20 protein-coding genes are annotated in these 26,284 nt (G+C 57.2%); 7 read left to right on the top strand and 13 right to left on the bottom strand.

The window, feature by feature from the left end; translation table 11 throughout:
• The first annotated feature begins 331 nt into the window (after window positions 1–331).
• Window positions 332–1,720, top strand: coding sequence for a M20/M25/M40 family metallo-hydrolase (locus BLM14_RS17050; protein ID WP_100000484.1), 1,389 nt, complete (start codon window positions 332–334; stop codon window positions 1,718–1,720).
• Between the two features lie 17 nt (window positions 1,721–1,737).
• A complete protein-coding gene (locus BLM14_RS17045) occupies window positions 1,738–2,355 on the top strand; it encodes a ribonuclease D (protein WP_100000483.1) in 618 nt (205 codons plus the stop codon).
• A gap of 16 nt (window positions 2,356–2,371) precedes the next feature.
• Here the strand turns inward: BLM14_RS17045 and BLM14_RS17040 are convergent, their stop codons facing one another.
• Together BLM14_RS17040 and BLM14_RS17035 are read right to left on the bottom strand one after the other, a co-directional pair.
• Window positions 2,372–3,487, bottom strand: a complete 1,116-nt coding sequence (locus tag BLM14_RS17040) for an acyltransferase family protein (protein WP_100000482.1) — start codon at window positions 3,485–3,487, stop codon at window positions 2,372–2,374.
• 307 nt (window positions 3,488–3,794) lie between these two features.
• On the bottom strand, window positions 3,795–3,983 hold the full coding sequence (locus tag BLM14_RS17035) for a hypothetical protein (protein ID WP_100000481.1): 189 nt from the start codon (window positions 3,981–3,983) through the stop codon (window positions 3,795–3,797).
• A gap of 180 nt (window positions 3,984–4,163) precedes the next feature.
• On the opposite strand from BLM14_RS17035, the gene BLM14_RS17030 reads away from it, so the two are divergent.
• Complete coding sequence (locus tag BLM14_RS17030) at window positions 4,164–6,365, top strand: transglycosylase domain-containing protein (RefSeq protein WP_100000480.1); 2,202 nt, start codon at window positions 4,164–4,166, stop codon at window positions 6,363–6,365.
• Between the two features lie 9 nt (window positions 6,366–6,374).
• Here the strand turns inward: BLM14_RS17030 and glpK are convergent, their stop codons facing one another.
• On the bottom strand, window positions 6,375–7,865 hold the full coding sequence (glpK, locus tag BLM14_RS17025) for a glycerol kinase GlpK (RefSeq protein ID WP_100000479.1): 1,491 nt from the start codon (window positions 7,863–7,865) through the stop codon (window positions 6,375–6,377).
• Between the two features lie 121 nt (window positions 7,866–7,986).
• Here glpK and BLM14_RS17020 point away from each other — a divergent pair, with 121 nt between their 5' ends.
• Window positions 7,987–8,736 carry an SDR family NAD(P)-dependent oxidoreductase gene (locus tag BLM14_RS17020; RefSeq protein ID WP_204251966.1) on the top strand — a complete coding sequence of 250 codons (750 nt, stop codon included), beginning with the start codon at window positions 7,987–7,989 and terminating at the stop codon, window positions 8,734–8,736.
• 42 nt (window positions 8,737–8,778) lie between these two features.
• Here the strand turns inward: BLM14_RS17020 and xylA are convergent, their stop codons facing one another.
• The 3 genes from xylA to BLM14_RS17005 are packed head-to-tail and all read right to left on the bottom strand — an operon-like array spanning window position 8,779 to window position 12,812.
• Window positions 8,779–10,089, bottom strand: coding sequence for a xylose isomerase (gene xylA, locus BLM14_RS17015; RefSeq protein WP_100000477.1), 1,311 nt, complete (start codon window positions 10,087–10,089; stop codon window positions 8,779–8,781).
• The gene (xylB, locus tag BLM14_RS17010; RefSeq protein ID WP_100000476.1) at window positions 10,086–11,540 is read right to left on the bottom strand and encodes a xylulokinase; all 1,455 of its coding nucleotides are present in this window, start codon (window positions 11,538–11,540) and stop codon (window positions 10,086–10,088) included. The genes xylA and xylB overlap by 4 nt, the downstream gene beginning before the upstream one ends.
• A 24-nt stretch (window positions 11,541–11,564) precedes the next feature.
• Window positions 11,565–12,812: an ROK family transcriptional regulator gene (locus BLM14_RS17005; RefSeq protein WP_335672067.1), complete on the bottom strand. Its 1,248-nt coding sequence runs from the start codon at window positions 12,810–12,812 to the stop codon at window positions 11,565–11,567.
• 207 nt (window positions 12,813–13,019) lie between these two features.
• Here BLM14_RS17005 and xylF point away from each other — a divergent pair, with 207 nt between their 5' ends.
• The 3 genes from xylF (at window position 13,020) to BLM14_RS16990 (ending at window position 16,250) form a co-directional block, all read left to right on the top strand.
• The gene (gene xylF / locus BLM14_RS17000; protein ID WP_100000475.1) at window positions 13,020–14,063 is read left to right on the top strand and encodes a D-xylose ABC transporter substrate-binding protein; all 1,044 of its coding nucleotides are present in this window, start codon (window positions 13,020–13,022) and stop codon (window positions 14,061–14,063) included.
• Window positions 14,064–14,149: 86 nt separating this feature from the next.
• A complete protein-coding gene (locus BLM14_RS16995; protein WP_100000474.1) occupies window positions 14,150–15,457 on the top strand; it encodes a sugar ABC transporter permease in 1,308 nt (435 codons plus the stop codon).
• Window positions 15,458–15,470: 13 nt separating this feature from the next.
• Complete coding sequence (locus BLM14_RS16990; RefSeq protein ID WP_100000473.1) at window positions 15,471–16,250, top strand: ATP-binding cassette domain-containing protein; 780 nt, start codon at window positions 15,471–15,473, stop codon at window positions 16,248–16,250.
• 55 nt (window positions 16,251–16,305) lie between these two features.
• On the opposite strand, the gene BLM14_RS16985 is transcribed toward BLM14_RS16990, so the two are convergent.
• The 7 genes from BLM14_RS16985 to mutS form a co-directional block, all read right to left on the bottom strand.
• The gene (locus tag BLM14_RS16985) at window positions 16,306–16,884 is read right to left on the bottom strand and encodes a NifU family protein (protein ID WP_100000472.1); all 579 of its coding nucleotides are present in this window, start codon (window positions 16,882–16,884) and stop codon (window positions 16,306–16,308) included.
• A gap of 100 nt (window positions 16,885–16,984) precedes the next feature.
• Window positions 16,985–17,473: a universal stress protein gene (locus BLM14_RS16980; RefSeq protein WP_100000471.1), complete on the bottom strand. Its 489-nt coding sequence runs from the start codon at window positions 17,471–17,473 to the stop codon at window positions 16,985–16,987.
• A 54-nt stretch (window positions 17,474–17,527) separates the two neighbouring features.
• Window positions 17,528–18,607 (bottom strand): tryptophan--tRNA ligase, encoded by a 1,080-nt coding sequence (trpS, locus tag BLM14_RS16975; RefSeq protein WP_100001428.1) that lies wholly within the window; start codon window positions 18,605–18,607, stop codon window positions 17,528–17,530.
• 108 nt (window positions 18,608–18,715) lie between these two features.
• Window positions 18,716–19,102 (bottom strand): VOC family protein, encoded by a 387-nt coding sequence (locus BLM14_RS16970; protein ID WP_100000470.1) that lies wholly within the window; start codon window positions 19,100–19,102, stop codon window positions 18,716–18,718.
• Entirely contained in the window at window positions 19,099–20,688 is a 1,590-nt protein-coding gene (gene murJ, locus BLM14_RS16965) for a murein biosynthesis integral membrane protein MurJ (protein WP_100000469.1), read from the bottom strand. Before murJ ends, BLM14_RS16970 begins: the two co-directional genes overlap by 4 nt.
• A gap of 1 nt (window position 20,689) precedes the next feature.
• Window positions 20,690–23,503, bottom strand: coding sequence for a [protein-PII] uridylyltransferase (locus BLM14_RS16960; protein ID WP_100000468.1), 2,814 nt, complete (start codon window positions 23,501–23,503; stop codon window positions 20,690–20,692).
• Between the two features lie 92 nt (window positions 23,504–23,595).
• Entirely contained in the window at window positions 23,596–26,256 is a 2,661-nt protein-coding gene (gene mutS, locus BLM14_RS16955; RefSeq protein ID WP_100001426.1) for a DNA mismatch repair protein MutS, read from the bottom strand.
• Between the last annotated feature and the right edge of the window lie 28 nt (window positions 26,257–26,284).

Raw genomic sequence — 26,284 nt, 5'->3', positions numbered from 1 at the left:
CACAGACGCATCACACGTTTGTTACAAAGATGTAATGTCGAGTGCCCTTGAATTGCCACGGTTTGCCCCCCAAATCCAAGGTGTCGACGTTAGATCGACGTCCGGGTCAAAAGGCTCGTCCCCCGCCTCACCCCGGACAGCGGCCAGCCTCATCCCCCTCTCCAGGGCTGACCGCAAATGAGTGTAGTGATCTGGTCGCCTGTGGTCCCCCCGCCACGGCGACCATTTCTTTTGTGAGCCAGCCGCTGGCACTTTTTTGTGCCGCCGCCGCCAAAATGCGCTAATAAGAATTCCCTTCATGAGTCCCGGTCCAAAGAAATCAGGAAATACCATGCCAGCTCTCGAACCTGTTTTGAACGCGATTGATACCAACCTTGACAACAGCCTGGAGCGGCTTTTCGACCTGCTGAAAATCAAGTCCATCTCGACCGATCCAGCTTTCAAGGCCGAATGCCGCAAGGCTGCCGAGTGGCTGGTCGCCGATCTGAAATCGATCGGTTTCGAGGCTAGCGTGCGCGACACGCCGGGGCACCCGATGGTTGTTGCCCATCACGACGGCCCGAGTGCTGGTGCCCCGCATGTCCTGTTCTATGGGCATTATGACGTTCAGCCGGTCGATCCATTGGAATTGTGGGAGAACGACCCGTTTGCCCCGGCAATCAAGGATGTTGGCAACGGCCGCAAGATTCTTACCGGTCGCGGTACTTCCGATGATAAGGGCCAGTTGATGACCTTTGTCGAAGCCTGCCGCACCTACAAGGCAGTGCACGGCCAACTGCCTGTGAGGGTCTCCATCCTGTTCGAAGGCGAAGAGGAGTCAGGCTCGCCATCGCTCAAGCCGTTTCTTGAAACCCATAGAGATGAACTGAAGGCGGATTTTGCTCTCGTTTGCGACACCGGCATGTGGGACACTCAAACGCCGGCCATCTCTGTCGGTCTGCGCGGTCTCGTTGGCGAGGAAATCGTGATCAAGGCCGCCGATCGCGACCTTCATTCGGGTCATTTCGGCGGGGCTGCCGCCAATCCGATCCACATTCTCACGAAGGTCCTTGCCGGTCTGCATGATGAAAATGGTGCAATAACAATCCCGGGCTTCTATGAGGGTGTCGATGAGACGCCTACCCAGATTTTGCAGATGTGGAACGGGCTGGGTTCGACGCCAGAAAATTTTCTCGGCCCCATCGGGCTTTCCATTCCTTCGGGCGAAAAAGGCCGCTCCATCCTCGAATTGACCTGGGCACGCCCGACTGCCGAGGTCAATGGCATTACTGGCGGCTATACCGGGCAGGGGTTCAAGACGGTCATTGCGGCTCAGGCTTCAGCGAAAGTGTCGTTCCGCCTCGTGCACAAGCAGGATCCCGCGAAGATTCGCGAAGCTTTCAGGGCGTTTGTTCGCGAACGCGTTCCAGCCGATTGCTCTGTGGAGTTCCACGAACACGGAGGTTCGCCAGCCATCCAGCTCTCCTACGAATCGCCATTGCTCACCAAGGCAAAAAACGCCTTGAGCGACGAATGGCCGAAACCGGCTGTACTGATCGCCATGGGGGGGTCGATCCCGATTGTTGGCGACTTCCAGCATATGCTCGGCATGGAATCGCTGCTCGTCGGTTTTGGTTTGGAGGATGACCGGATCCATTCGCCCAACGAAAAATATGAGCTGAACTCCTTCCACAAGGGTCAGCGGTCGTGGGCGCGCATTCTTGCTGCGCTTGCCAAGTAATCAGAAGAGATAATCCGATGGCCATCCGCTTTCACCGCAATGATCTTCCAGACCTGAACCACTATCAGGTTGATGCTGTCGCAATCGACACGGAGACGCTGGGACTTAATCCGCATCGTGACCGACTCTGCGTCGTGCAAATCTCACCCGGGGATGGTTCGGCGGATGTCATTCAGATCGAAAAGGGCCAGAAGGCAGCGCCCAACCTGGTAACGCTTCTTGGTGACGATGCCATCACCAAGATTTTCCATTTCGGCCGCTTCGACCTTGCCGTACTGTTCCATACCTTTGGCGTCATGCCGAAGCCGGTTTTCTGCACCAAGATCGCCTCGCGTTTGGTGCGTACCTATACTGACCGGCACGGATTGAAGGAAATTTGCAGCGAATTGCTGGATATAAACCTCTCCAAGCAGCAGCAATCGTCAGATTGGGCAGCGCCGGAGCTGTCGCAAGCGCAGCTTGAATATGCCGCGTCCGATGTTCTCTATCTGCATCGTCTGCGAACAATCCTGCAGCAGCGGCTGGATCGCGATGGGCGTGCCGAGGAGGCTGCGGCGTGTTTCGAATTCCTGCCCACCCGCTCCAAGCTCGATCTGATGGGCTGGGCGGAGCAGGATATATTTGCGCATAGTTAAGGTAGACGACTGGCCACTATTCTGCCGACGCCAATGCCTCCCTGCGAACAGGAGGGCTATCGATATGGGCCCATTGTGGCCGTTTGAACAGAAATTGCCCGTAGCCACTCCATTGGATAAGTCCGTACAGGATGACTGGGCCGAGCACCCCGCTGATGACGGTCAAGAGCGAAATCGTACCGATATCTGTGACGACACCGCTCTTGAGCAGAATAGTGCGGGCAAGCGCCATTGGCAGGAAAAAGGCGAGGTACACGACGATCGAATGCGCACCGAGCCAGCGCAGTGGCGTCACGATCTTTTTCCATGAGGAAAGGGAGCCGGCGATCAGCGCGGAGACCGATACGATGGCAAGGGCCCCAGCGGCGCCGGTAGCCAGCGAGATCAAGGGTACACTGCTCCAGCCGCCAAGCCCGCCCGATGTATAGCTCTCTCGCGGTATCCAGGCGGCAAAAGGCTCAGATGCAGGATGAAACACCAGCCAACCATTGACGAGAGCCCAGACGCCAAGAATGCCCAACGCTGTTTGCGGGCGTTGCCGCAGCCAATCGGCAAGCCGGAAAATCATCGGGGCAAAGGCGTAGCCGGCAAAGAAGTAGACAAAACGGCTGCAGAATTCGTCAATGACCAACCAGCCGGTGTGGATAGGCAATGTTTCGAGAATTGCAGCAATGATCAGAATTAGCCAGACATTGACACCCTTGAGAAGGCGCGTGACGACGAAGAACACTGGCAAGAGATAGATGAACCATAGGGTGCCGAAGGGCTGGATAAAGGCCAGAAGATAGGCGGAGAAGGCACTGCTTATACCGCTTTCCGCAACGATGCCCGGTGCCTTGAACAGGAACTGGATGGTCAGCCAGAGCATATAGAAATAGCCGAAGTGCACGATCTTGCGATCGGCGTAGCGCAGCCAGGGACGATCAATCACGAGACCCAGAAACAGGCCCGATATAAGAAAAAAGTCTGGCATGCGAAAGGGCTGCGCGAAAGCGACGACAGCATGCATCCAGCCACGTGCTCCGGCTTCGTTCTCTACGCCGAGAACCGAATGCATCATTACGACAAAGATTATGCAGATGCCTTTGGCAATATCGACCCAGTCGACGCGCGTCTTTTCGCCGGTGCTCATCGCTCATTGTCCCCAAACCAATTTCCCTTTGATACGGGAAAATGGAAAAGAGGAAGTAAAATTCGGGTGATGATTGACCTGGAAATGGCACCAGGGCCCGGAAAACAAAAAAGCCGGGCAAAGAGCCCGGCGAATTGTGAACGCTAATGCGTCCAGAGGGGAACACGCAACGAGCGAAAAATGGGAGGAGAACCGCTCGTTACGCAAGACTGAAAATAGAGCTCCCCCCGGCTCTTTTCAAGAGCTGCAAGATAATATTTTACGCGCGCGAGCATTTTTTGTCTGCGACGACCAATTTGGCCTGGTTTTAGCTGGCTGGCTGCGCAGTCTGACCGGAAAACTCCTGCATATCCTTGCAGACGCCATGGCCGCGAAGCTGACAGCCGCCGAGGCGATACTGGGCCTCCGCGGCAGGTGCAGGATTGAGGCGTGCAATGGCGCCGCCGCCGCAACCGCTCAAGATCGCCATCAGACCCGCAAGAACAACAAGACGCATTGGTTCACTCCGTGATTGTTGCGGTCAGACTAGCGTTGCCGGACGCTTTTCTCAATCAGGCGACGAGGTCCGCTCGCAATCCAATAAACCGGGCTTTAACCGCACCTTAAATCGCCGCATTTACCCTGCAACGGGTCGCGGATCATTCTTGCGGCTCATTTGGGGCGGGATTTCTTATCAATGGCACCACGCGACAGGGGCAGACAACGCATCGAGCCGGGGTTCAGTTCAGACCGCCGTTCGGGCGATGATTTGCGCGCGGATCCGGAGGACAGGCCAGTGGCGAAACGCAAGACCGCACGCAAAACCAGCAAATCAAAACGCGGCAGGTCCCGCCGTGGCAATGGCGGCGGCGGGTTTTTCAGCCTGTTGCGACGCATGGTCTACTGGTCATTCGTATTGTGCATCTGGGGCGGTATTGCCGTGGCGGGCACCGTCATCTATTTCGCGGCAAAGATGCCGCAGACGACCACCTGGTCGATCCCCGATCGCCCACCCAACGTCAAGATCGTTTCGGTGGAAGGCAATCTGATCGCCAATCGCGGTGCCTCCGGCGGTGAATCGATCAGCTTGCACGACATGTCACCTTACTTGCCTGAGGCGGTGGTCGCGATCGAGGATCGCAGGTTCTACTCGCATTTCGGCGTCGATCCGATCGGTTTTGCCCGTGCCATGGTTGCCAACGTCATGTCAGGACGATTGGTGCAGGGTGGCTCGACCATAACACAGCAGCTGGCCAAGAACCTGTTCCTGACGCCGGATCGTACGATCGAGCGCAAAGTGCAGGAAGTCATGCTTGCCCTGTGGCTGGAGCAGAAATACACCAAAGACCAGATTCTGGAGATGTATCTGAACCGGGTCTATCTTGGCTCGGGCTCCTACGGTGTTTCCGCTGCGTCCCGGCGCTATTTCGACAAATCGGCCAAGGAAGTCACGTTGCCGGAAGCGGCTCTGATCGCCGGGCTCCTTAAAGCGCCATCACGGCTGTCGCCCGCGCGCGATCCGAAAGCTGCCAGTGAACGCGCGCAGCTTGTTCTCGCTGCCATGCGCGAACAGGGCATGATCGGCGACAAGGAGCTGAACTTCGCGATGAAGCAGCCGGCAACGCGTGCGGCTTCCTATTGGAGCGGTTCGGAGCAATATGTGGCCGACCGGGTGATGGAAGAACTGCCGGCTCTGATCGGCGATGTACGCAATGACGTCATTGTCGACACGACGGTCGATCTTGGGTTGCAGAAACTCGGCGAGGCATCAATCCGTGACCTGATCAGCAAAAACGGTGAGAAGCTCAACGTTTCGCAGGGAGCGATGGTTTCGGTTGACGGCACTGGAGCTGTGCGAGCGCTCATCGGCGGTTACGACTATGCCAACAGTCAATTCGACCGCGCAAGCGAAGCCAAGCGTCAGCCGGGCTCGGCCTTCAAGCCGTTCGTCTACCTCTCGGCGCTGGAGCAGGGCTTTACACCCGAATCCGTGCGCAATGACGCGCCAATTCGCATAGGCAACTGGACGCCCGGGAACTACAATGGCAAATATTTCGGCAAGGTCACACTCGCCGAGGCGCTGGCACGCTCGCTGAATTCGGTTTCTGCGCAGCTCGTCATGGAAGTCGGGCCAAAAACGGTGGTTTCGACTGCGCATCGTCTCGGTATCGAATCCAACCTTACGTCCAATGCCTCGCTGGCGCTCGGAACATCAGAAGTCACTTTGCTCGAACTGACCGACGCCTTCGTGCCGTTCGCCAATGGCGGTTACAAGGCGCCGGTCCACATTATCCGCCGTGTGACGACCAATGAGGGCAAGGTGCTCTACGAATTCAAGAGCCCGGCGCTGAATCGGGTCATCGACCCGCGCAATGTCGGCATGATGAACGCAATGCTGCGACAGACCGTGGAAAGCGGCACGGCGACCAAGGCAAAATTTGGCTGGCCTGCAGCCGGAAAGACCGGCACCAGCCAGAATTTTCGCGACGCCTGGTTCATCGGCTATACGTCAAACCTGACAACCGGCGTGTGGTTCGGCAATGATGACGGCAAACCGACAAAGAAAATTACCGGCGGTTCGTTGCCTGCCATCGCCTGGAAGGATTTCATGGTCGCCGCGCACAAGGGCGTGCCCGTGACGCAACTACCGGGCGATTACCAGCTGCGCCAGCAGGTCAATGATGGCAATGATATCCTGCCCGGATCCGGCATCGATCCATCGGTACCGGCAGCCGAGGGTGTTCCTTCCGCGCAGCTTAATCCAACTGGCCCCATGCCGCAGGTCGATCTTGGCGATCAGACAGGCTCGACCCGTCCGGTGCCGCCGGCGAATGTTGGCGGCAATGGTGGTCAAAAAGGCCGCAAGACGACGCTGTTTGATCTGATCATGGGAAACTGATCGCTCCGGTCAGCTGGTCAGCGTGCGTTTCACCGCCGATTTCCAGCCTGCAATTTTGGTCTTGCGGGTTTTCTCGTCCATTTTTGGGGTAAACCGTGTATCGCGTTCCCAGGTTTTGGCGAACTCACGGCGGTTCGGCCAGATGCCGGCTTTTGACCCGGCTAGCCAGGCGGCGCCAAGCGCTGTTGTTTCGAGAATGACCGGACGATCCACGGGCGCATCCAGAATATCGGCGAGACGCTGCATGGTCCAGTCAGACGCAACCATACCGCCATCAACCCGCAGCACGGTTTTCGTATCGGAGGATTTCCAATCCTTGCGCATGGCATCGAGCAGGTCGCGCGTCTGGTAAGCAACCGATTCAAGCGCTGCACGCGCAAATTCCGCTGGGCCGGAATTGCGGGTAAGGCCATAGATCGCGCCGCGCGCTTCCGCATCCCAATGCGGAGCGCCAAGCCCGACGAAAGCCGGGACAAGGTAGACGTTTTGGCTAGGATCTGCCTGATCGGCGAGTTTACCTGTCTCGGGCGCTGAACCGATGAGCTTCAGCCCGTCCCGAAGCCATTGCACCGCTGCACCCGCGATAAAGATGGAGCCTTCCAGCGCATAGGTTGTTTTGCCGTTGAGACGGTAAGCAATCGTTGTCAGCAATCGGTTCTTTGACAGGACCATATCACTGCCCGTATTGAGAAGAGCGAAGCAGCCGGTGCCATAGGTGGATTTGAACATGCCAGGTTCGAAACAGGCCTGACCGATGGTCGCCGCGTGCTGGTCACCGGCAACACCAAGAATGGGGATCGCAGCGCCGAACAGATCGGCTTCGGCAGCGCCGTAGTTGGCAGCACAATCCTTGACCTCCGGCAGCATGGCGCGGGGGACGCGAAGGATTTCCAGCAGCTCATCATCCCACTCGTTTGTCGCGATATTGAACAGCAGCGTGCGCGAGGCATTGGTGGCATCGGTTGCGTGCATCTTGCCGGCGGTCAGTCGCCAGATGAGGAAACTGTCGATTGTTCCGAACAGCAATTCGCCATTGGCCGCGCGTTTGCGCGCGCCGGGAACCTTATCCAGGATCCATGAGAGCTTGGTACCGGAGAAATAGGGATCGAGCAGGAGGCCTGTCTTCCGGGTGAATTTCTTTTCGAGGCCCTGCTTCTTCAGCTTCTGACAGAAGGGCGCTGTACGCCTGTCCTGCCAGACAATAGCATTGTGGATAGGCTTTCCGGTTATCTTGTCCCAGACGATGACAGTCTCGCGCTGATTGGTGATACCGATCGCGGCAACGTCCCCTGCCTGTATCTTGGCATTCTCGATCGCTACTGCGCATGTGCTGAGAACAGACTGCCAGATTTCCTCTGGATCATGCTCGACCCAGCCGGATTGTGGATAGATTTGCGTGAATTCCTGTTGGCTCTTGCCAACTACCTTGCGATCTTTGTCAAAAATTATGGCGCGGCTCGATGTGGTGCCTTGATCGATGGCCAGGACGTATCCGTTCATGCTCTCCCCCTCATTTGCGCGCCAGGATATTTGCTTCGCTTGAGGGGATCAATCGTTGCGACACGATATGCCTCGAATTTTGCAGTGCAATGGGCTAATGGTTCTGCAACGGAGAACTCCCATGTCGAATGATGAACCACGCAAGGTACTTGTCCTGACGGGCGCAAGCAGGGGTATCGGCCACGCGACCGTCAAACGTTTCTCACGTGCCGGTTGGCGCGTCATTACCTGTTCACGTCAGAGCTTTGACGATAATTGTCCCTGGCCCGCAGGTCCCGAGGATCACATCAAAGTGGATCTTGCTGATCCAGCTGATGTCGACCATGCGGTCTCGGAGATTCGGCAAAGGCTTGCAGCGGAAGGCGGCAAACTGAATGCGCTGGTGAACAATGCCGGAATTTCGCCGAAGAACGGTTCTGGCGACCGGCTCGATTCGATCGAGACGCCAATGCAGACTTGGATGACGGTATTTCAGGTGAATTTCTTTGCGCCGATCATGCTGGCGCGCGGCCTGTTCCAGGAGCTTGAGGCAGCACAGGGATCGGTGGTCAACGTGACCTCGATTGCCGGCAGCCGCGTTCATCCCTTTGCAGGGACCGCCTATGCGACTTCCAAGGCAGCACTGGCCTCGCTGACGCGCGAAATGGCGTCGGATTTTGGTCCGCACGGCATACGCGTCAATGCAATTGCGCCGGGTGAGATCGATACGGCGATCCTGTCGCCCGGGACCGATAAGCTGGTCGAGCACCTGCCATTGCGCCGTCTCGGCAAAACGGCAGAAGTCGCCGAGACGATCTATTTCCTTTGCACAGAGTCGTCGTCCTATGTGACGGGTTCGGAAATCCACATCAACGGCGGCCAGCACGTTTAAGGATCGACCCTCCCCGCGAGGGGAGGGCATTGCACCCAACCGTCAAACGTAACGATTGACTACGTTTTCCAGATATTCCTGGCGGCCAGAACGGGGCTGGGGTTGGATTTTCTGGTCTTCGACACGCTTGGCGATGTCCTCGAGCGAGAGCTTGCCGGAGAGCATGGCCTGTGCGTCTGGCTTCGACCAGCCTGCATAGCGATCTTCGACGAAGCCGGTAAGAGCCTTGTCGTCGATCATCTTCGCTGCTGCCTTGAGGCCGCGTGCGCAGGTATCCATGCCGCCGATATGCGCGATGAGCAGATCCTGCGGATCGATTGACTGGCGGCGCAGCTTGGCGTCGAAATTGGTGCCGCCCGAGGTGAAGCCGCCGGCCTTGAGGATTTCGTGATAGGCCAGTGCCACTTCCGGAACATTGTTCGGGAACTGATCCGTGTCCCAACCAGACTGGTAATCGTTGCGGTTCATGTCGATGGAACCGAAAATACCGAGAGCGGCAGCCGTTGCGATCTCATGTTCGAAGGAATGGCCGGCAAGAATCGCGTGGCCCTGTTCGAGATTGACCTTCACTTCATTTTCGAGACCGAAACGCTTGAGGAAGCCGTAAACGGTCGCCGCATCGTAATCATACTGATGCTTGGTCGGTTCCTGTGGCTTCGGTTCGATGAGGATCGCACCCTTGAAACCGATCTTGTGCTTGTAGTCGACAACGAGACTAAGGAACCGCCCCATATGGTCGAGTTCACGCTTCATGTCGGTGTTGAGCAAAGTTTCATAGCCCTCGCGACCGCCCCAAAGGACATAGTTCTCGCCCTTCAGCCTCTGCGTGACATCGATACAGGTTTTGACGGTCGCCGCTGCGTAAGCGAAGACATCCGGATCGGGATTGGTCGCTGCGCCGGACATATAGCGGCGGTTGGAGAAGAGGTTGGCCGTGCCCCAGAGCAGCTTGGTGCCGGTCTTTTCCATTTTCCCGGCAAAATAGTCGGCGATCTCATAAAGGCGCTTGTTGCTCTCCGCAATTGTTTCGCCCTCGGGACGAACGTCCGCATCGTGGAAGCAGAAATATGGCGCGCCGAGGATTGAGAACATCTCGAAGGCGACGTCGGCCTTCAGTTTGGCGCCGTCCATCGTGTCGTTGAACCAAGGGCGCTCAAAGGTTTGACCGCCGAATGGATCGCCGCCCGGCCAGACGAAGGAATGCCAGTAGGCGATCGCAAAGCGTAAGTGATCTTCAAGGCGCTTGCCCAGCACAATCTCGTCTGGATTGTAGAAACGATAGGCAAGCGGATTGGTGCTGTCCGGCCCCTCATACTTGACTGGTTTTGTATCACCAAAAAATCCGCTGCTCATGACTGAACTCCTTTTAATGCTGGATAGAGATTGTGATAGCGATTGTACGCCGCGTCGAATTCGGCAGTGAGTCTTGTTTCCGGTTCGATGGTGTAATCGGTTGCAGGTGCGGCGCAGATTGCACGTGGATCGGCCTTCTCTGCTGCGATAAGGCCTAGGCGTGCCGCACCAAACGCCGCACCGAAATCACCGTCGGCAGGGACATCAACCGGTATATTGAGCGCCGTTGCGATAGCCTTAAGCCAATAGGTCGAGCGGGAACCGCCACCGACTGCAGTCACACGCTCGAGCTTGGTACCAGCCGCAGCAAGTGCGTGAAGGCAATCGCGGAAGGCGAAAGCGACGCCTTCGAGTACGGCCTGTGTCAGCGTTGCCCGGTCGCTGGCGTGTTCAAGGCCATGGAAGGAACCGCGGATGGTCGAATCGTTGAGCGGTGTACGCTCGCCGGAAAGATAGGGCAGGAAGGTCACGCCAGTTGGCGCGCGCAATTCATCGCCGAGTTCGCCAGTGAGCTCCGCCGGCTTGCGCGACGTGATGCCCGCATACCAGTTCAGGGCATCTGTTGCCGAGAGGATCACGCCCATCTGGTGCCATGTGTCCGGGAGCGCATGGCAGAATGTGTGAACTGCACTCTCTGGATTGGGCAAATAGGCACTGTTGGCGGCGAAAAGCACGCCGGATGTGCCGAGCGAGACAAAGGCATGACCTTCGCCGACAGTCCCCATGCCGCAAGCAGATGCGGCATTGTCACCGGCGCCACCGGCGACCACGACCGTGCTGCCCATGCCCCAGCGCGCGGCAAGGTCAGCCTTCAACACGCCCGAAACGTCGGTTCCCTCGACCAGCGAAGGCATGTGGCTGGTATCGAGGCCGGTTGCGGCAAGGAGGTCCGCCGACCATGCACGTTTGCCGACATCGAGCCACGAGGTGCCCGCCGCATCTGACATTTCCGACACATGCTCGCCGGTCAGCCACAGCCGCAGATAATCCTTTGGCAACAGCACGCGGCGCAGCTTCGCGAAAATCTCGGGTTCGTTGTTCTTGACCCAGACGATCTTCGGTGCGGTAAATCCGGGAAAAACGATATTGCCGCTGAGTGCACGAAATCGCGGATCTCTGTCGAGTTCAGCAGCTTCCTCATGGCTGCGCGTATCGTTCCACAGAATGCAGGGACGGAGAACTTGATCATTCGCGTCGAGCAGCGTTGCGCCGTGCATCTGGCCGGACAGGCCGATGCCCTTGACGGCAGCCAGCTCCTTGCCATGCGTGGCTTTGAGCGCCTGGATGGCATCCTCGGTTGCCTTGATCCAATGGGAAGGATCCTGTTCAGACCAGCCGGAATGCGGGCGCGAGATATCGAGCGTCCCGGTGCCGGAACCGACGACGGTTTGGTTCTCGTCAATCAATAATGCCTTGACGCCGGACGTGCCTAAATCGAGACCTAGATACATGGGTTTCCTTCCCTGAGTATTTTCTTACACGGCGCGTTTGAGTGGCGCTTCCTTGATGTCGCCGGGCGCGAAGATTTGCGTATCGAGATGAAGCAATGATGTCATCATGCAGCCCTGCAGAATGAGCGGATGCTCTTCCGGATAGCACCGGATATTGAGATCCTGAGTTGAACCCCATCCCGATGTGCCGGAAACGATGCCGCGCAGTTCACCTTCAATGAGATCGAAGACGCCGGCGCCCGGCCCGACCAGCGCGACGGGAACCGGGTCAATGAGGGAGAAGAGGCTGCGTAGGCCGGAGCCAATCGCCTGTCCGGCCTTGCGAAATGCTGCCCTCTCTTCACCATCGGCAGCCCGTGCACGATCGGCAACATCACCGAAAGTCGCCGCGTCGACATCTTGTGCCGGCTGGGTGTTTTCATCCTGACCGGACGTCCTCCTCAGGATGGCATAGTCGCTCGCATAGGCCTCGATGCATCCGTGCCGACCACAGCGGCAAAGTGCGCCGTTGGGAACGTGCAGCATATGACCGAATTCGGCGGCGGAGGAATGTGCGCCAACAAATTGCTGGCCTTTGAGGTAGAGACCCATGCCGATACCGTGGGAGAGCAGGATGGCCGCAAAATCCTCGGCATAATGCTCCGAGTCGATCCAGCGCAGTGCCTCGGCGATCATGTTGCAATCGTTGGCAACAGCCACTGCAACACCGTATCGTTCCGAGAGCGCTGCTCCAAAAGAGATATTGCTGTCGGGTGTGATTGGCGACCAAAGCATGGTGGCACTTGCCGCATCCGTTACGCCCTGCACGCCCATCGAGATATGCATCAGCCGTCCTGCAGTGGCTGGCCGGTTCTCCAGCAGATTGTCGAGCATCAGGCACATGGACCCGATCAGATCGTCGGTTGTCGCTTCGAGTGTGGGAACGCGCCGGAACTCCTCGGCGATCATCTGCCCCTTGTAATCGAACAGGACCGCATGGACGAGATTGAGTGCGAGCTCGACGGTTGCAACTGTAGCTATCTCCGGGTTCAACGTGAGCGCAACTTGGGGTCGTCCTCGGCGGTTGGATGTGACATCGCCGTCGCGACTTTCACCAATTATTCCCTCTGCGATGAGGGCTGTCGTGATGGCCGACACCGTGGATGGGCTGAGGCCGGTCTGGGCGACAATATCCGTGCGCGACAGGTGTCCGTGACGGCGCAGCGCCGCCAGGACAAGTCTTCGATTCTGGCGCCTGACATCGTCCGGTCGCGCGATCTCATCGATCAGCAAAATGATTTCCTCCCGAAATCTTTTTTTGTGCGCCGCAAAATTATTGTTGCGTTGCAATAGGTTATCCTACGCAAAACCAAGTTGACATGGAAATGGTTTTAAGTCACTATTTTTTTCGAGCCTCGAAATAAAGAGGTTTAGGTGCTGGCCGGAGGTGAAAGGCTTGCATCGATCAGTCAACGTGCTGCATGCACTGGGAGGGTTACCATGAAGAAATATGCAACCGCATTGGCGGGCGCTGCTGTCCTTGCCGTCTCCTTTGCCGGACCCGTTCTGGCGAAAGACAAGATCGTTGGCGTGTCCTGGTCGAATTTCCAGGAAGAGCGTTGGAAGACCGACGAAGCCGCTATCAAGAAGGCACTGGAAGCCAATGGCGACAAATACATTTCGGCTGACGCACAGTCTTCAGCTTCCAAGCAGCTGACAGACGTTGAAAGCCTGATCTCGCAGGGTGCCAACGCCCTGATCATCCTGGCACAGGATTCGAGCGCTATCGGACCGGCTGTCGAGAAGGCGGTTGCTGAGGGCATTCCGGTCGTTGGTTATGACCGCCTGATCGAAAACAAGGATGCGTTCTACATCACCTTCGACAACAAGGAAGTTGGCCGTATGCAGGCGCGCGGCGTTTTTGCTGTAAAGCCGGAAGGCAATTACGTCTTCATCAAGGGTAGCTCGGCTGATCCGAATGCTGACTTCCTTTTCTCGGGTGCACAGGAAGTGCTGAAAGAGGCAATCGACTCCGGCAAGATCAAGAATGTCGGTGAAGCCTATACGGACGGCTGGCTGCCTGCCAACGCCCAGAAGAACATGGAACAGTTCCTGACTGCCAACGACAACAAGGTCGATGCAGTGGTTGCGGCCAATGACGGTACTGCAGGTGGCGCGATTGCTGCGCTGCAGGCACAGGGTCTTGCCGGCACCGTTCCCGTTTCCGGCCAGGATGCCGATTTCGCCGCGCTGAACCGCGTCGCGCTCGGCACGCAGACCGTGACGATCTGGAAGGACTCCCGTGAACTTGGCAAGCAGGCTGCAGGCATCGCCTCGGCTCTCGCAGATGGCAAGAAGATGGAAGAAATCCCGAGCGTTCAGAAGTTTGCCGGCGGCGTCAACAAGGTTGAAGTCAATGCTGTCTTCCTGACACCCGTTCCGGTCACCAAGGACAATCTCGATGTCGTCATCGATGCCGGCTGGGTGAAGAAGGACGTCGTCTGCCAGGGTGTAAAGGCAGGTGCCGTACCGGCCTGCAAATAATACTGGTAAAATCTGTTAAGATTGAGCGCCGCTGGTCCACTGGACCAGCGGCGTTTTAAAAAGAAAATTGAAACTGGGAGAATAATATGAGTGATCCGGCCATCAGTCTTGACCGGGCCCGTGCTTCCGAACTTGGCATTGTTGCAAGGTTCTTCAAGGCGACGGAGCTCGACACACGCCTTCTCGGAATGATCGGAGCGCTGGTCATCATCTGGCTCGCCTTCCAGTTTCTTTCAGGCGGTCAATTTCTGACGCCGCGCAACCTGTGGAATCTGTCGGTGCAAACATCATCAGTTGCCGTGATGGCGACGGGTATGGTTTTGATCATTGTCACCCGCAATATTGACCTTTCGGTCGGGTCCGTTCTCGGTTTTGTCGGCATGATCATGGGCGTTACACAGGCCGAGTTTCTGCCGAAGCTGATTGGGTTCGAACATCCCGCCACATGGATCATCGCTCTTGGCATCGGCATTGCGACTGGCGCTTTGATCGGCGGCTTTCAGGGATTTATCATTGCGTTTCTCGGCGTTCCCGCCTTTATCGTTACGCTCGGCGGACTTCTGGTCTGGCGCGGTGCTGCCTGGTGGGTTACATCGGGCCGCACGGTTGCGCCCATGGACTCTACCTTCCGCCTCATGGGTGGCGGACCTGAGGGTTCGATCGGCGCGACCTGGAGCTGGGTCGTTGGTATCGTCGCTTGCCTCGCCATTGTCGGAATGATCATCAACAGCCGCCGCCAGCGCAAACGGTTCAACTTTCCCCGCCGCCCTGTTTGGGCCGAGGTGTTTATGGCCGCTGTTGGATGTGGGCTTGTGCTCGGAGCAATCGCTCTCGTAAATGCCTATTATTGGCCGATCGGCATCGTGCGCAAATATGCCGAAGCCAACAACATTACCATTCCCGATGGTGGATTGTTTATCTCGCACGGTATCGCAGTTCCTGTGCTGATCGCCGTCGCGACGGGCATCATCATGACCTTCGTCACGACCCGCACGCGCTTTGGCCGCTATGTCTTTGCGATGGGCGGAAATCCGGAAGCCGCTGATCTTGCCGGTATCAACACGCGCTGGGTAACGATGAAAATCTTCATCATCATGGGCATCCTCTGCGCTATTGCCGGCGCGATCTCCACCGCGCGCCTGAATGCCGCGACCAATGCGCAAGGCACGCTTGACGAACTCCTGACCATCGCTGCTGCAGTTATCGGTGGCACATCGCTGGCTGGCGGCGTCGGTACGATAGCCGGTGCAATGATTGGTGCCTTGCTGATGCAGTCACTGAGCTCCGGCATGGTGCTGCTTGGTCTCGATACGCCTTTGCAGAATATCGTTGTCGGTCTCGTTCTTGTTGTTGCCGTCTGGCTCGACACGATCTATCGCCGCCGTACCGCTTGAGGGAGGAACAATTATGACCAACACACAGGCACCTCTCATCGACATGGAAAACATATCGATCGCCTTCGGTGGTATCCGGGCGGTCGATGGAGCGTCGATCAATCTCTATCCTGGCGAAGTGGTGGCTCTTCTCGGCCATAATGGTGCCGGCAAGTCGACGCTGATCAAGATCCTCTCGGGCGCCTACAAGCGTGACAGTGGCACGATCAAGGTCAATGGCGAAGAAGCAGCAATCAGCAATCCACGCGATGCCAAGGGTTACGGTATCGAGACCATCTACCAGACATTGGCGCTGGCGGACAATGTCGATACGGCTGCCAATCTCTATCTCGGCCGCGAGTTGATGACGCCCTGGGGCACACTCGACGACGTGGCGATGGAGCACAGCGCACGCGAAGTCATGGGTCGATTGAATCCACGCTTTCAACGCTTCAAAGACCCGGTCAAGGCACTCTCCGGCGGTCAGCGCCAGTCGGTAGCCATTGCCCGCGCGATCCTCTTCAACGCACGCATCCTGATCATGGACGAGCCCACCGCCGCGCTCGGACCACAGGAAACGGCGCAGGTTGGCGAACTGATCAAGCAGCTGAAAAGCGAAGGAATCGGCATCTTCCTCATCAGCCACGACATTCATGACGTCTTCCATCTTGCCGACCGCGTGGCGGTGATGAAGAACGGTCAGGTTGTCGGCACCGCCAAGGTCGGCGATGTCAACGAGGATGAAGTGCTCGGCATGATCATTCTCGGCAAATGCCCGCCCGGAGCGATACCGGGACCCGGCGCCGTGAACTAAAACTTAATAAAAAGGCCGCTTCTAGCGGCCTTTTTATTGGATGATGCTGGGAAAATCAGATCGATTCGACCTGCTGAACTTCCGGAACGAAATGCTTCAGGAGATTCTGGATCCCGTGCTTCAGGGTTGCCGTGGATGACGGGCAGCCCGAGCAAGCGCCCTTCATGTGCAGGAAAACAGTGCCGTTTTCATAGCCGCGGAATGTGATGTCGCCGCCGTCCTGAGCGACGGCCGGGCGTACCCGGGTTTCAAGCAATTCCTTGATCGTATCGACGATTTCGGTATCGGCGCTATCGAAAAACTCGCCATCTGTCTCGCGCTGTGCGGTGTCGGCAACCTGGGATGCATTCGCCATGACCGGAACGCCGGACATGAAATGTTCCATGATCGCGCCGAGGATGGCGGGTTTCAGATGCTGCCACTCCGGGCCTTCGGTCTTGGTAACTGTGACGAAGTCATAACCGAAAAACACGCCGGTAACGCCGGGAACAGCAAAAATCTTGCCAGCAAGCGGTGAAGCTTCACCGGCACTTGCCGCGTCGCGAAAATCAGCAGTTCCTTCCTCAAGCACCACCTTTCCAGGCAGGAATTTCAAGGTCGCCGGATTAGGCGTTGCTTCAGTTTGGATAAACATGGCGGATCTCGCGTGTCTAGTTTAGAACCATTCAAAGGGGGATATAGGCCTTTAAACCCAACTCTTCAAGTCAAGATTGTATCACGTTTCGGCGAAGCAATCATGTAATCGCGTCGATATCTTCATCGGAGAGGTTATAGGGTACGACTGTCACCGGAATGGAAAAGGATTCGCGCCCAGCAAGTGACTGTACAAGAGGGCCGGGGCCTTCCTTGCCGGAACCGGCAGCCAGAACGAGAATGGCGATGTCCTGGTCTTCTTCGATCAATTTCTGGATCTGTTCGGATGTTACGCCCTCGCGCACGACAAGTTCCGACTCGATCCCGATCGTTTCGCGTACACTGGCGGCGAACTTGCTGAGCGTAGAATTGGCCCGCTCCTCGGCTTCAGCACGCATGATCTGTTCGACGCCCAAAAACGCCTGAAAATCAGCTGAATCGATGACGAACAGCAGCAAAAGCACGCCGCCAGTGGTCTTGGCCCGGCGTGAGGCATAGGCAACCGCTCGTTCACACTCCGGCGTCTCGTCGATGACGGCCAGAAATTTGCGGCGGTGACCCGCCTCGCGGCTCAGACGTTTTGATACCATATGCCCAACCTGCCCTATGCACTGATCGTTCGCAAGACCTGCCCCGGCTGCTGCCTAGTCCTGCAGAAAGCCCATAATATCACGGACATTGCGCAACGTCTTCTCGGCAAGAACGCTTGCGCGTTCGCCGCCATCTTTCAGAATCGAATCGACAAAGCCGGAATCGGCCGAAATGCGACGCATCTCCGCAGCGATCGGCGAAAGCTTTTCCACCGCAAGGTCGGCGAGAGCTGGCTTGAAGACGGAGAACTGCTGTCCGCCGAAATCGCGGATGACACTTTCCTTGTCGCTATCAATCAGCGCGGCATAGATTCCGACGAGATTGTCCGCTTCCGGGCGTTCCTTCAAACCTTCAACATCGGATGGCAATGGTTCCGAATCGGTCTTTGCCTTGCGGATCTTCTTCGAAATCGTATCCGCGTCATCGATAAGATTAATGCGGGACAGATCGGAAGGGTCGGATTTCGACATTTTCTTGGTGCCGTCGCGCAGGCTCATGACGCGTGCGGCGGGACCGCCGATGACTGGCTCCGTTAGCGGAAAAAAGCTGGCAATCGTTTCGTCGCCGGATTGCGTCTCGACGCCGAGGCCAAGTTCCGCAATGCGGTCCGAAAAATCCGTATTGAATTTCTGGGCGATGTCGCGCGTCAACTCCAGGTGCTGCTTCTGGTCTTCACCGACAGGCACATGGGTGGCACGGTAGGCGAGAATGTCGGCAGCCATCAGGTTGGGATAGGTAAAGAGGCCAACAGATGCGTTTTCACGGTCCTTGCCGGCCTTGTCCTTGAACTGGGTCATGCGATTCAACCAACCCATGCGGGCAACGCAATTAAAGATCCAGGCAAGTTCGGCATGCTGGTGAACGCGGCTCTGATTGAAGACAATATGCTTCTTTGCATCGATACCAGAGGCAAGGAAGGCGGCCGTGACTTCCCGCGTGTTCCGCATCAGTTCCGCAGGGCCACCCCAGACGGAAAGAGCCTGAGTGATCGCATGCTGGTCGACAACACAGTAAATGCAATTATTGCTTTCCTGCAGCGCAACCCAACGGCGGATTGCACCCAGGTAATTGCCGAGATGCAAATTGCCGGTTGGCTGGACACCGGAAAAGACGAGCGGTTCAAACGTGCTCATGAACTGTCCTTGATCGTTCGGGGATCGGGCCTTGCGGGCGCCGATAGCAATGAAGTCGCGGTTTTGGCAGAGGGGCGCGCTGTATTCAAGCCTTATCGACGCCAAGCCCTATTTGAGTTCCAGCAGATCCCATTTATTGCCATAGAGGTCTTCGAACACCGCTACACTTCCATACGCTTCGTGACGCGGTTCTTCGAGGAAACGCACCCCGGCTCGGACCATCTTGGCGTGATCATCCGTAAAATCGTCGCTATACAGAAAAAATGCGACGCGACCACCGGTCTGGTTGCCGATGCTCGCTTCCTGCGCCGATCCATCCGCCTTGGCAAGAAGCAGCCGGGCGCCATTATTTTCGGATGCGATGACCACCCAACGCTTGGTATCGGAGAGTGGCGTATCAATGACAAGGGAAAAGCCGAGCACGTTCGTATACCAGGCAAGCGCCTCGTCATAGTCGCGAACAACGACCGTGATCAGGCCAACGTGCCGGCTCATGGTGCAGTATCCTCCGGCGGCGTTTTTGCCCTGCGTTTCACATTGCGGCGTATCATGCTGAAACTGGCGCCGCCCGTACCGAAGGCAAGCGCGAAATAGAGTATCATAGACAGGACGACCAGCGACATTACTGCGACAGCCTGCGTATACAGCGGCGCATGCGGTGCAAGTGCGGGACCCATCCACACAATTGCGTAATAGAGCGCAAGCCCCATGAGGCCGGCGGAAACGAACAGACGCGGAATACGTGTAAGAAGCGGGATGTCGCGGCCCCAATGGCCACGCCAAACAAGCGTTGCGAAAAGCAAAAGCGCGTTGGTCCATCCGGCGACGACTTCGGCGGTTGCAATACCCGTCTCCGCCAGGATCGGGAATAGGGTGAGGGCTAAAGTAACATTCACAACCACTGCAATAGCGGCGAAGATCATCGGCGTGCGCGTATCCTCGCGCGCGAAGAAGCCGGGCAGAAACGCCTTGATCAACACGAAAGCCGGAAGGCCAAGCCCGTAAATCGCAAGAATATTGCCGACGGTGTGTGTCGACGCGGTAGAGAAATTACCGCGTTCGTAGAGCATGCGAACGATGGGCTCCGACATGACCAGCAACGCAGCCGCAGCGGGTAGCGTCAGGAACAAGGTGAACTCCACCGATCGGTTCTGCAGGCTGCCCGCCTCCTTCAGATTACCGGAGCGCAAGGCACGGGCTAATTCTGGCAGGAGAACGGTTGCGACCGCGATGCCGACCACACCGAGAGGCAGCTGATAGATCCGGTCGGCATAGGCGAGGGACGAGATGGCACCCGACTTGGCCGAGGCAATATTCGTATTGATGAGCAGATTGATCTGGGTGATGCCACCGGTGACGGCGGCCGGCAGGGCAAGCACCAGCAGACGTTTGACATTGGCGGTCAGGTGCGGCAACCGGAACCCGATGGAGATGCCGGCATTGCGTACCGCGAACCAGACAATAGCAAGCTGAACCACACCCGAGACCATTACACCCCAGGACAGAGCATAGCCCACTTGCCTTCCATCCTGGCCCTTCAGCCAGGCATAGCCCAGCACGCCAATCAGGATCACGTTCAGAAAGACCGGCGCAATCGCCGCAGCGAAATAGCGGTGCAGGGAATTCAGCATCCCGCTCATCATCGCTGCAAGCGACATGCAGGCGAGATAAGGGAACATGATGATGGCCATCGACACAGTATTGTCGAACTTCATCGCATCCTCGACGAAACCGGGTGCGATGACGAAGCGCACGATCAGCGGCATCGACAGTTCCATCAGGATCGTCAGGCTGAGGAGCACTGTAAAGAGGACACCAAAGACCTCTTCGGAAAAGCGCCGTGCACCCTCGAGACCATTGGCTTCGATTTCCTTCGCAAACAAGGGTACAAAGGCTGCGTTGAATGCCCCTTCCGCAAAGAGCCGCCGGAAGGTGTTGGGAAAGCGGAAAGCCGCATTGAAAGCATCTGCTACCGGACCTGTACCCAGTGCGCTGGCCATCAGCATCTCTCGGGTGAAGCCGAAGACGCGGCTCATCAGCGTGCCGGACGCTACAGTCGCGAATTTCTTGACCAGACTCATTCTACTCTGCCGACATGAGGATATTTTGCCGTTGTGGCTGCGCGGTTGTGATGTCGCCTTCACCAAAGATAGCGAGCAGTTTCTTGCGGATGCGGTTCTGTCTTGTCGCGTTGGTGATCTGATGGCCGACGAGGTCGGTGACGTAGAACACGTCGATGACCTTTTCACCGAAGGTCGTGACATGCGCCGAGGCGATATCAAGCGATAGATCGGAAATCACACCGGTAATTTCCGAAAGGAGGCCGGGGCGGTCCAGCCCCTCCACTTCGATGACGGTGAATTTGTTCGAAAGCGTATTGTTGATTTCGACGCGCGGTGTGATCCGGAACGCCTTGACGGCGCGTTTCGGTTTGGTACGGGCGGCCAGCATTTCCGGTAGGTAAGACTTCCCGGACAGTACGTCCTCGATCAGGCGGCCAACCCGCATTGCACGGCGCCGTTCGTCATCATCCGTCGGAAATTCGCGACTGATGAGGATCGTATCGAGCGCGCGTCCATCACTGGTCGTGAATATCTGCGCATCGACAATATTCGCACCGGCTGCAGCACAGGCGCCAGCGATGATGGAAAGCAGACGCGGATGATCGGGCGATAGAACGGTAATTTCCGTTACGCCCTCGAAATCATGAGTTTTGACCATGGTTGCAAGGGTTTTTTCGCTTGAGTCGGACTCGCGTACGAAGTTGGCGTGGCGAATCTGGTCATCGAGGCTGACAGTCAAAAGGTAGTTTTGATAATGCAGTGCCAGATAGGATTGGCGCTCGACCTGAGGCCAGGACGAGAGCGCATGGTCGAGTTGCGCGCGAGCATGGTCGGTGCGCTCCTTGCGCGAGACTTCCGAAAAGCCACCGGTCAGCATCAATTCCGTCTCATAGAAGAGATTGCGCAACAACTGGCCCTTCCAGCCATTCCACACGCCCGGTCCAACGGCCTTGATGTCGCAAATCGTGAGAACCAGCAGCAGCTTCATCCGGTCGAGGGTCTGCACGATCTCGGCGAAATCCTCGATCGTCTTGCGGTCGTTGAGATCACGCGACTGTGCCACCATACTCATAGTCAAATGCTGTTCGACGAGCCAGGCAACGGTTTCCGTATCGGTTTTCGACAGGCCAAGGCGCGGGCCAACGCGCCTCGCGATGCGGGCACCAACGATGGAATGATCTTCCGGACGGCCCTTGGCTATATCATGCAGCAGCAAGGCCACGTAGAGGAGTTTACGGTCCTTCTTCAGGCCGGGCATGATCTGGTTGGCGAGGGGGTGTTCCTGCCCGAGATCGCCGTGATCGATTTCCGACATCACCGCGATACAACGCAACAGATGCTCATCGACAGTATAGTGATGATACATATTGAACTGCATCATCGCGACGACCTTGCCGAAGTCGGGAATGAACTTGCCGAGAACGCCGGATTCGTTCATGCGTCGCAGGATGAGTTCGGGATTGCGCTCCGAGGTGAGGATTTCAAGGAAGAGCCGGTTTGCCTCGGGATTTTCCCGCAAGTCGGTCTTGATCAATGAAAGTGATCGCGTCACCAGTTGCATGGCATCCGGGTGAAATTCCAGCCCGTGCTCGTCGGCCAGATGAAACAGGCGGATCAGATTGACGGGATCCTTATGGAAAACACCGTCATTGGCGATGGTGATGCGGTGATTGTCGACAACGAAGTCGCTTGTGCCAGCAAGTTTGCGCTTGCGCCGTGAGAAGGTAAGAAAAATCCGGTTGAAGCCCGGAACATGCTTGGCCTGTTCCTCTTCCAGCGCCGCGCAGATGATGCGGGTGAGGTCCCCGACTTCCTTGGCGACGAGGAAGTAGTGCTTCATGAATCGCTCGACATCGCGCTGGCCGGGATGCGCTGTGTAGCCGAGCCGCCGGGCAATCTCGCTCTGGATATCGAAAGAAAGTCGCTCCTCGGCCTTGCCGGTCAGGAAATGCATGTGGCAGCGCACTGCCCATAGAAGATCTTCCGCCTTACGGAAAATCTTGTGTTCAGCAGGGGATAGGACGCCAAGTGTTACCAGCTCGTCGCTCGTCTTTACGCGGTAATAATATTTGGCGATCCAGAACAGCGTATGCAGATCGCGCTGGCCGCCCTTGCCTTCCTTGACATTGGGTTCAACCAGATAGCGTGTTGCGCCCGCCTTGCGGTTGCGTGCATCGCGTTCGGCGAGCTTGGCCTCGATGAACTGTGGGCCGGTTCCCTTGACGACTTCCTCGTCGAAGCGTTGCACCAGTCTGGTGAAGAGCTCTTCATTACCGCAAAGATACCGTGCTTCAAGGATCGTGGTCCGGATGGTCATATCGGACAGCGAAAGGCGGATGGACTCGTCAAGGTTTCGCGTGGCGTGACCGACTTTGAGCCCCGCATCCCAAAGCATGTAGAGAATATACTCGACGACCTGTTCGCCCCAGGGTGTCTGCTTGTAAGGCAGCAGAAACAACAGATCGATATCCGATCCAGGTGCCAAGCCACCACGCCCGTATCCGCCAACGGCGATAATAGTCATGCGTTCCGCTGTGGAGGGATTTACCGCGGGGTAGACGTGGGTGATGGCGAAGTCGTAGAGGGCCGAAATAACCTGGTCCATAAGCCAGGAAAGCCGGATAGAGCAGAGTGTACCACCTGCGTCCTTCATCAGCATTTCTTCCGCAGTCTTGCGGCCCGCGCTCAGCGTTTCTTTCACCAACTGCAATACACTGTTGCGATCGACGGAAGCTGCGCCTTGTTTCTTCGCGGATTTGACCAGATCTTCAAACTGACGATGAAGTTTGGCCGGGTTGAGTATCTGTTCCAGTTTCAGGTCTGAGGCGCTCATGAACACGACTTTACGAATGATGGCCGCACGCTATAGCGCGAATTTACTTCAAACGAAACGATTACATTTGAAGTGAGCGTTTCTCGTGGCATTCAAGATGTCGGGTTTGTGGCCAGGCCTTTCAATCGGTAGAGCGTATCCAGCGCTTCGCGCGGCGTCATCTCGTCCGGATTGACCATGGAAAGGGCGGAAAACAGAGCGCTATCTTTGCCTTGAACTGGCTTTGGCGGCTGACGTTTCACCTCGACCGAGAATAGCGGAAGATCGTCGATCAGCTTGTCCGCCTTGCCGGAAGTCTCCCCCGCTTCGAGCTGGTGCAGAACGTCGCGGGCACGGTTGACCACTGCCTCGGGTAACCCGGCGAGGCGGGCGACCTGCACACCATAGGACCGGTCAGCCGCCCCCTTGGCAACCTCATGCAGGAAGACGACATCGCCGTCCCATTCCTTGACCCGCATCGTCACATTGCTCAGCCGTTCAAGTTTTTCCGAAAGCGCGGTCATTTCGTGGAAATGCGTAGCGAAGATTGCCCGGCACTGGTTCTTTTCGTGCAGGTATTCGACCGCCGCCCAGGCAATGGAGAGGCCGTCGAACGTGGCGGTGCCGCGACCGATTTCGTCGAGGATCACCAGCGAATGGTCGCTGGCCTGATTGAGGATGGCAGCGGTTTCCACCATTTCGACCATGAAGGTAGAACGCCCCCGCGCAAGATCGTCGGAAGCACCGACGCGCGAAAACAGACGGTCGACAATGCCGATATGGGCGGAGCCTGCCGGAACAAAGGAACCCATCTGCGCCAGGATCGCGATCAGCGCGTTCTGGCGCAGGAATGTTGATTTACCGCCCATGTTTGGGCCCGTCAGCAGCCAGATTGCGCCTTTGCCCGCGCCTTCTGGAGAGAGATTGCAATCATTGGCGACGAAAGGATTGGCTGCCTGCCGCCGAAGCGATTGCTCAACAACCGGATGGCGCCCCGCGACAATCTCGAATGCAAGGCTGTTATCGACGAGCGGACGGCAGTAGCCCTGTTCTTCGGCAAGAGCTGCCAACGACACGGAAACATCAAGAGCCGCCAAGGCTGCGGCACCTGCTCGTATCGCGTCGGCATTGGCAACCGTTTCATTGGTCAGAGCTTCAAAGATGCCAAGCTCGATGGAAAGGGCGCGTTCAGCGGCATTGGCGATCTTGGTTTCGAGTTCTGCCAGCTCCGTTGTCGTAAATCGCATGGCATTGGCGATCGTCTGACGGTGGATGAACTTTCCCTTGGCTTCATCGGTATCGGTCATGACCGAGCTGTTGTTAGCGGTCACTTCGATGAAATAGCCAAGCACATTATTGTGCTTGATCTTCAGCGATTTAATCCCTGTCGCTTCCATATAGTCGGCTTGGAGGCCGGCGATAATACGCCGCGAATGATCGCGCAGCGCCCGCATTTCATCCAGTTCGCCGTTGTATTGTGCCCGCACAAATCCGCCATCACGCTTCAAAAGCGGCAACTCATCGGCGAGTGCCCGATCGAGATGCGTCGCGAAATCAATTGGCAGCCCACCAAGACACTCGCGGACCAGTGCGAGTTCAACAGGCAACTCCTCTCCTTGAAATAGCTTGGCGATTTCCCCTGCGGCTTCGAGGCCGCGGCCGAGAGCACCCAAATCGCGTGGGCTGCCACGCCCGACGGCAAGCCGCGACAGGGCGCGAGGCATATCAGGTACCCCCTTCAGCGCTTCGCGCATCAAATCGGCCAGTGATTGACGTGCGAGAAAATAAGAAACGGAATCAAGCCGTTCCGCAATAATCATCGGATTGGTGAGGGGCGAGGTCAGCCGTTCCGCGAGAAGCCGGGCACCCCCGCCCGTCACCGTGCGATCGATCGCTTTCAACAGACTTCCATCACGATTGCCGGAAAGCGTGCGCAAGAGTTCAAGATTAGCTCGTGTAGCGGGATCGATGAAAAGTGATGAGCCTTCCGACTCCCGCTCGGGCCGCATCAGAGGGGGGCGCTCGGCAATCTGGGTCTTCTCGACATAGGCAATGGCGCCAGAAATAGCTGAGAGCTCGGCACGCGAAAACTGGCCAAAGCCATCAAGCGTGCTGACATCGAAATAACGCTGGATGCGGTTTTCCGCCGTGGCACTGTCAAAGAGACTCGGCGGCTGCGGGCTCACGGAACGACCGATGACATCGAAAACCGGCCGCAGATCCGGGTCATGGAATACCGGGTCCGCGACAACCAACTCGCGTGGATCGACTCGCAGAATGTCGGCGAGCAGCCGGGAGGGATCGGTCTCACTGACACGGAATGTGCCGGTGGAGATATCGATCCAGGCAAGCGCGAACTGGCCCTGGCCGGATCCCTTGATGCGGCCGAGCGTCATCAGGTAATTGGCTTCCGACGGATCGAGGAGCCTTTCCTCCGTGATCGTTCCCGGTGTTACCAGGCGCACAACGTCCCGTTTGACGACAGATTTCGCTCCGCGCTTCCTCGCCTCGGCCGGATCCTCGATCTGTTCGCATACGGCGACACGAAAGCCGCGCGCGATCAGCTTTTGCAGGTAATCGTCAGCGGCATGAACGGGCACACCACACATCGGGATATCTTCACCGAGATGTTTGCCGCGCTTGGTCAGCGTAATGCCAAGCGCCCGCGAAGCTTCGACCGCATCATCGAAAAACAGCTCGTAGAAGTCACCCATGCGATAGAACAACAGGCTATCGGGATTCGTCGCCTTGATCTCGATATACTGCTCCATCATGGGCGTTGGTCGCGCCAATGGCTCAGCC

Source organism: Phyllobacterium zundukense, from assembly GCF_002764115.1.
Classification (GTDB): domain Bacteria; phylum Pseudomonadota; class Alphaproteobacteria; order Rhizobiales; family Rhizobiaceae; genus Phyllobacterium; species Phyllobacterium zundukense.
Note: the sequence above shows the minus strand (reverse complement) of the source record. Positions and strands in the feature narration are given on the sequence as shown.

Coding starts and splice junctions, on each gene's coding strand:
- glpK (WP_100000479.1), bottom strand. CDS start 7,865: ATGAACGGATACGTCCTGGCCATCGATCAAGGCACCACATCGAGCCGC.
- BLM14_RS16980 (WP_100000471.1), bottom strand. CDS start 17,473: ATGGTATCAAAACGTCTGAGCCGCGAGGCGGGTCACCGCCGCAAATTT.
- BLM14_RS17030 (WP_100000480.1), top strand. CDS start 4,164: ATGGCACCACGCGACAGGGGCAGACAACGCATCGAGCCGGGGTTCAGT.
- BLM14_RS17035 (WP_100000481.1), bottom strand. CDS start 3,983: ATGCGTCTTGTTGTTCTTGCGGGTCTGATGGCGATCTTGAGCGGTTGC.
- trpS (WP_100001428.1), bottom strand. CDS start 18,607: ATGAGCACGTTTGAACCGCTCGTCTTTTCCGGTGTCCAGCCAACCGGC.
- BLM14_RS16990 (WP_100000473.1), top strand. CDS start 15,471: ATGACCAACACACAGGCACCTCTCATCGACATGGAAAACATATCGATC.
- mutS (WP_100001426.1), bottom strand. CDS start 26,256: ATGATGGAGCAGTATATCGAGATCAAGGCGACGAATCCCGATAGCCTG.
- BLM14_RS16985 (WP_100000472.1), bottom strand. CDS start 16,884: ATGTTTATCCAAACTGAAGCAACGCCTAATCCGGCGACCTTGAAATTC.
- BLM14_RS16970 (WP_100000470.1), bottom strand. CDS start 19,102: ATGAGCCGGCACGTTGGCCTGATCACGGTCGTTGTTCGCGACTATGAC.
- murJ (WP_100000469.1), bottom strand. CDS start 20,688: ATGAGTCTGGTCAAGAAATTCGCGACTGTAGCGTCCGGCACGCTGATG.
- BLM14_RS17045 (WP_100000483.1), top strand. CDS start 1,738: ATGGCCATCCGCTTTCACCGCAATGATCTTCCAGACCTGAACCACTAT.
- xylB (WP_100000476.1), bottom strand. CDS start 11,540: ATGTATCTAGGTCTCGATTTAGGCACGTCCGGCGTCAAGGCATTATTG.
- BLM14_RS17020 (WP_204251966.1), top strand. CDS start 7,987: ATGTCGAATGATGAACCACGCAAGGTACTTGTCCTGACGGGCGCAAGC.
- BLM14_RS17050 (WP_100000484.1), top strand. CDS start 332: ATGCCAGCTCTCGAACCTGTTTTGAACGCGATTGATACCAACCTTGAC.
- xylF (WP_100000475.1), top strand. CDS start 13,020: ATGAAGAAATATGCAACCGCATTGGCGGGCGCTGCTGTCCTTGCCGTC.
- BLM14_RS17040 (WP_100000482.1), bottom strand. CDS start 3,487: ATGAGCACCGGCGAAAAGACGCGCGTCGACTGGGTCGATATTGCCAAA.
- BLM14_RS16960 (WP_100000468.1), bottom strand. CDS start 23,503: ATGAGCGCCTCAGACCTGAAACTGGAACAGATACTCAACCCGGCCAAA.
- xylA (WP_100000477.1), bottom strand. CDS start 10,089: ATGAGCAGCGGATTTTTTGGTGATACAAAACCAGTCAAGTATGAGGGG.
- BLM14_RS16995 (WP_100000474.1), top strand. CDS start 14,150: ATGAGTGATCCGGCCATCAGTCTTGACCGGGCCCGTGCTTCCGAACTT.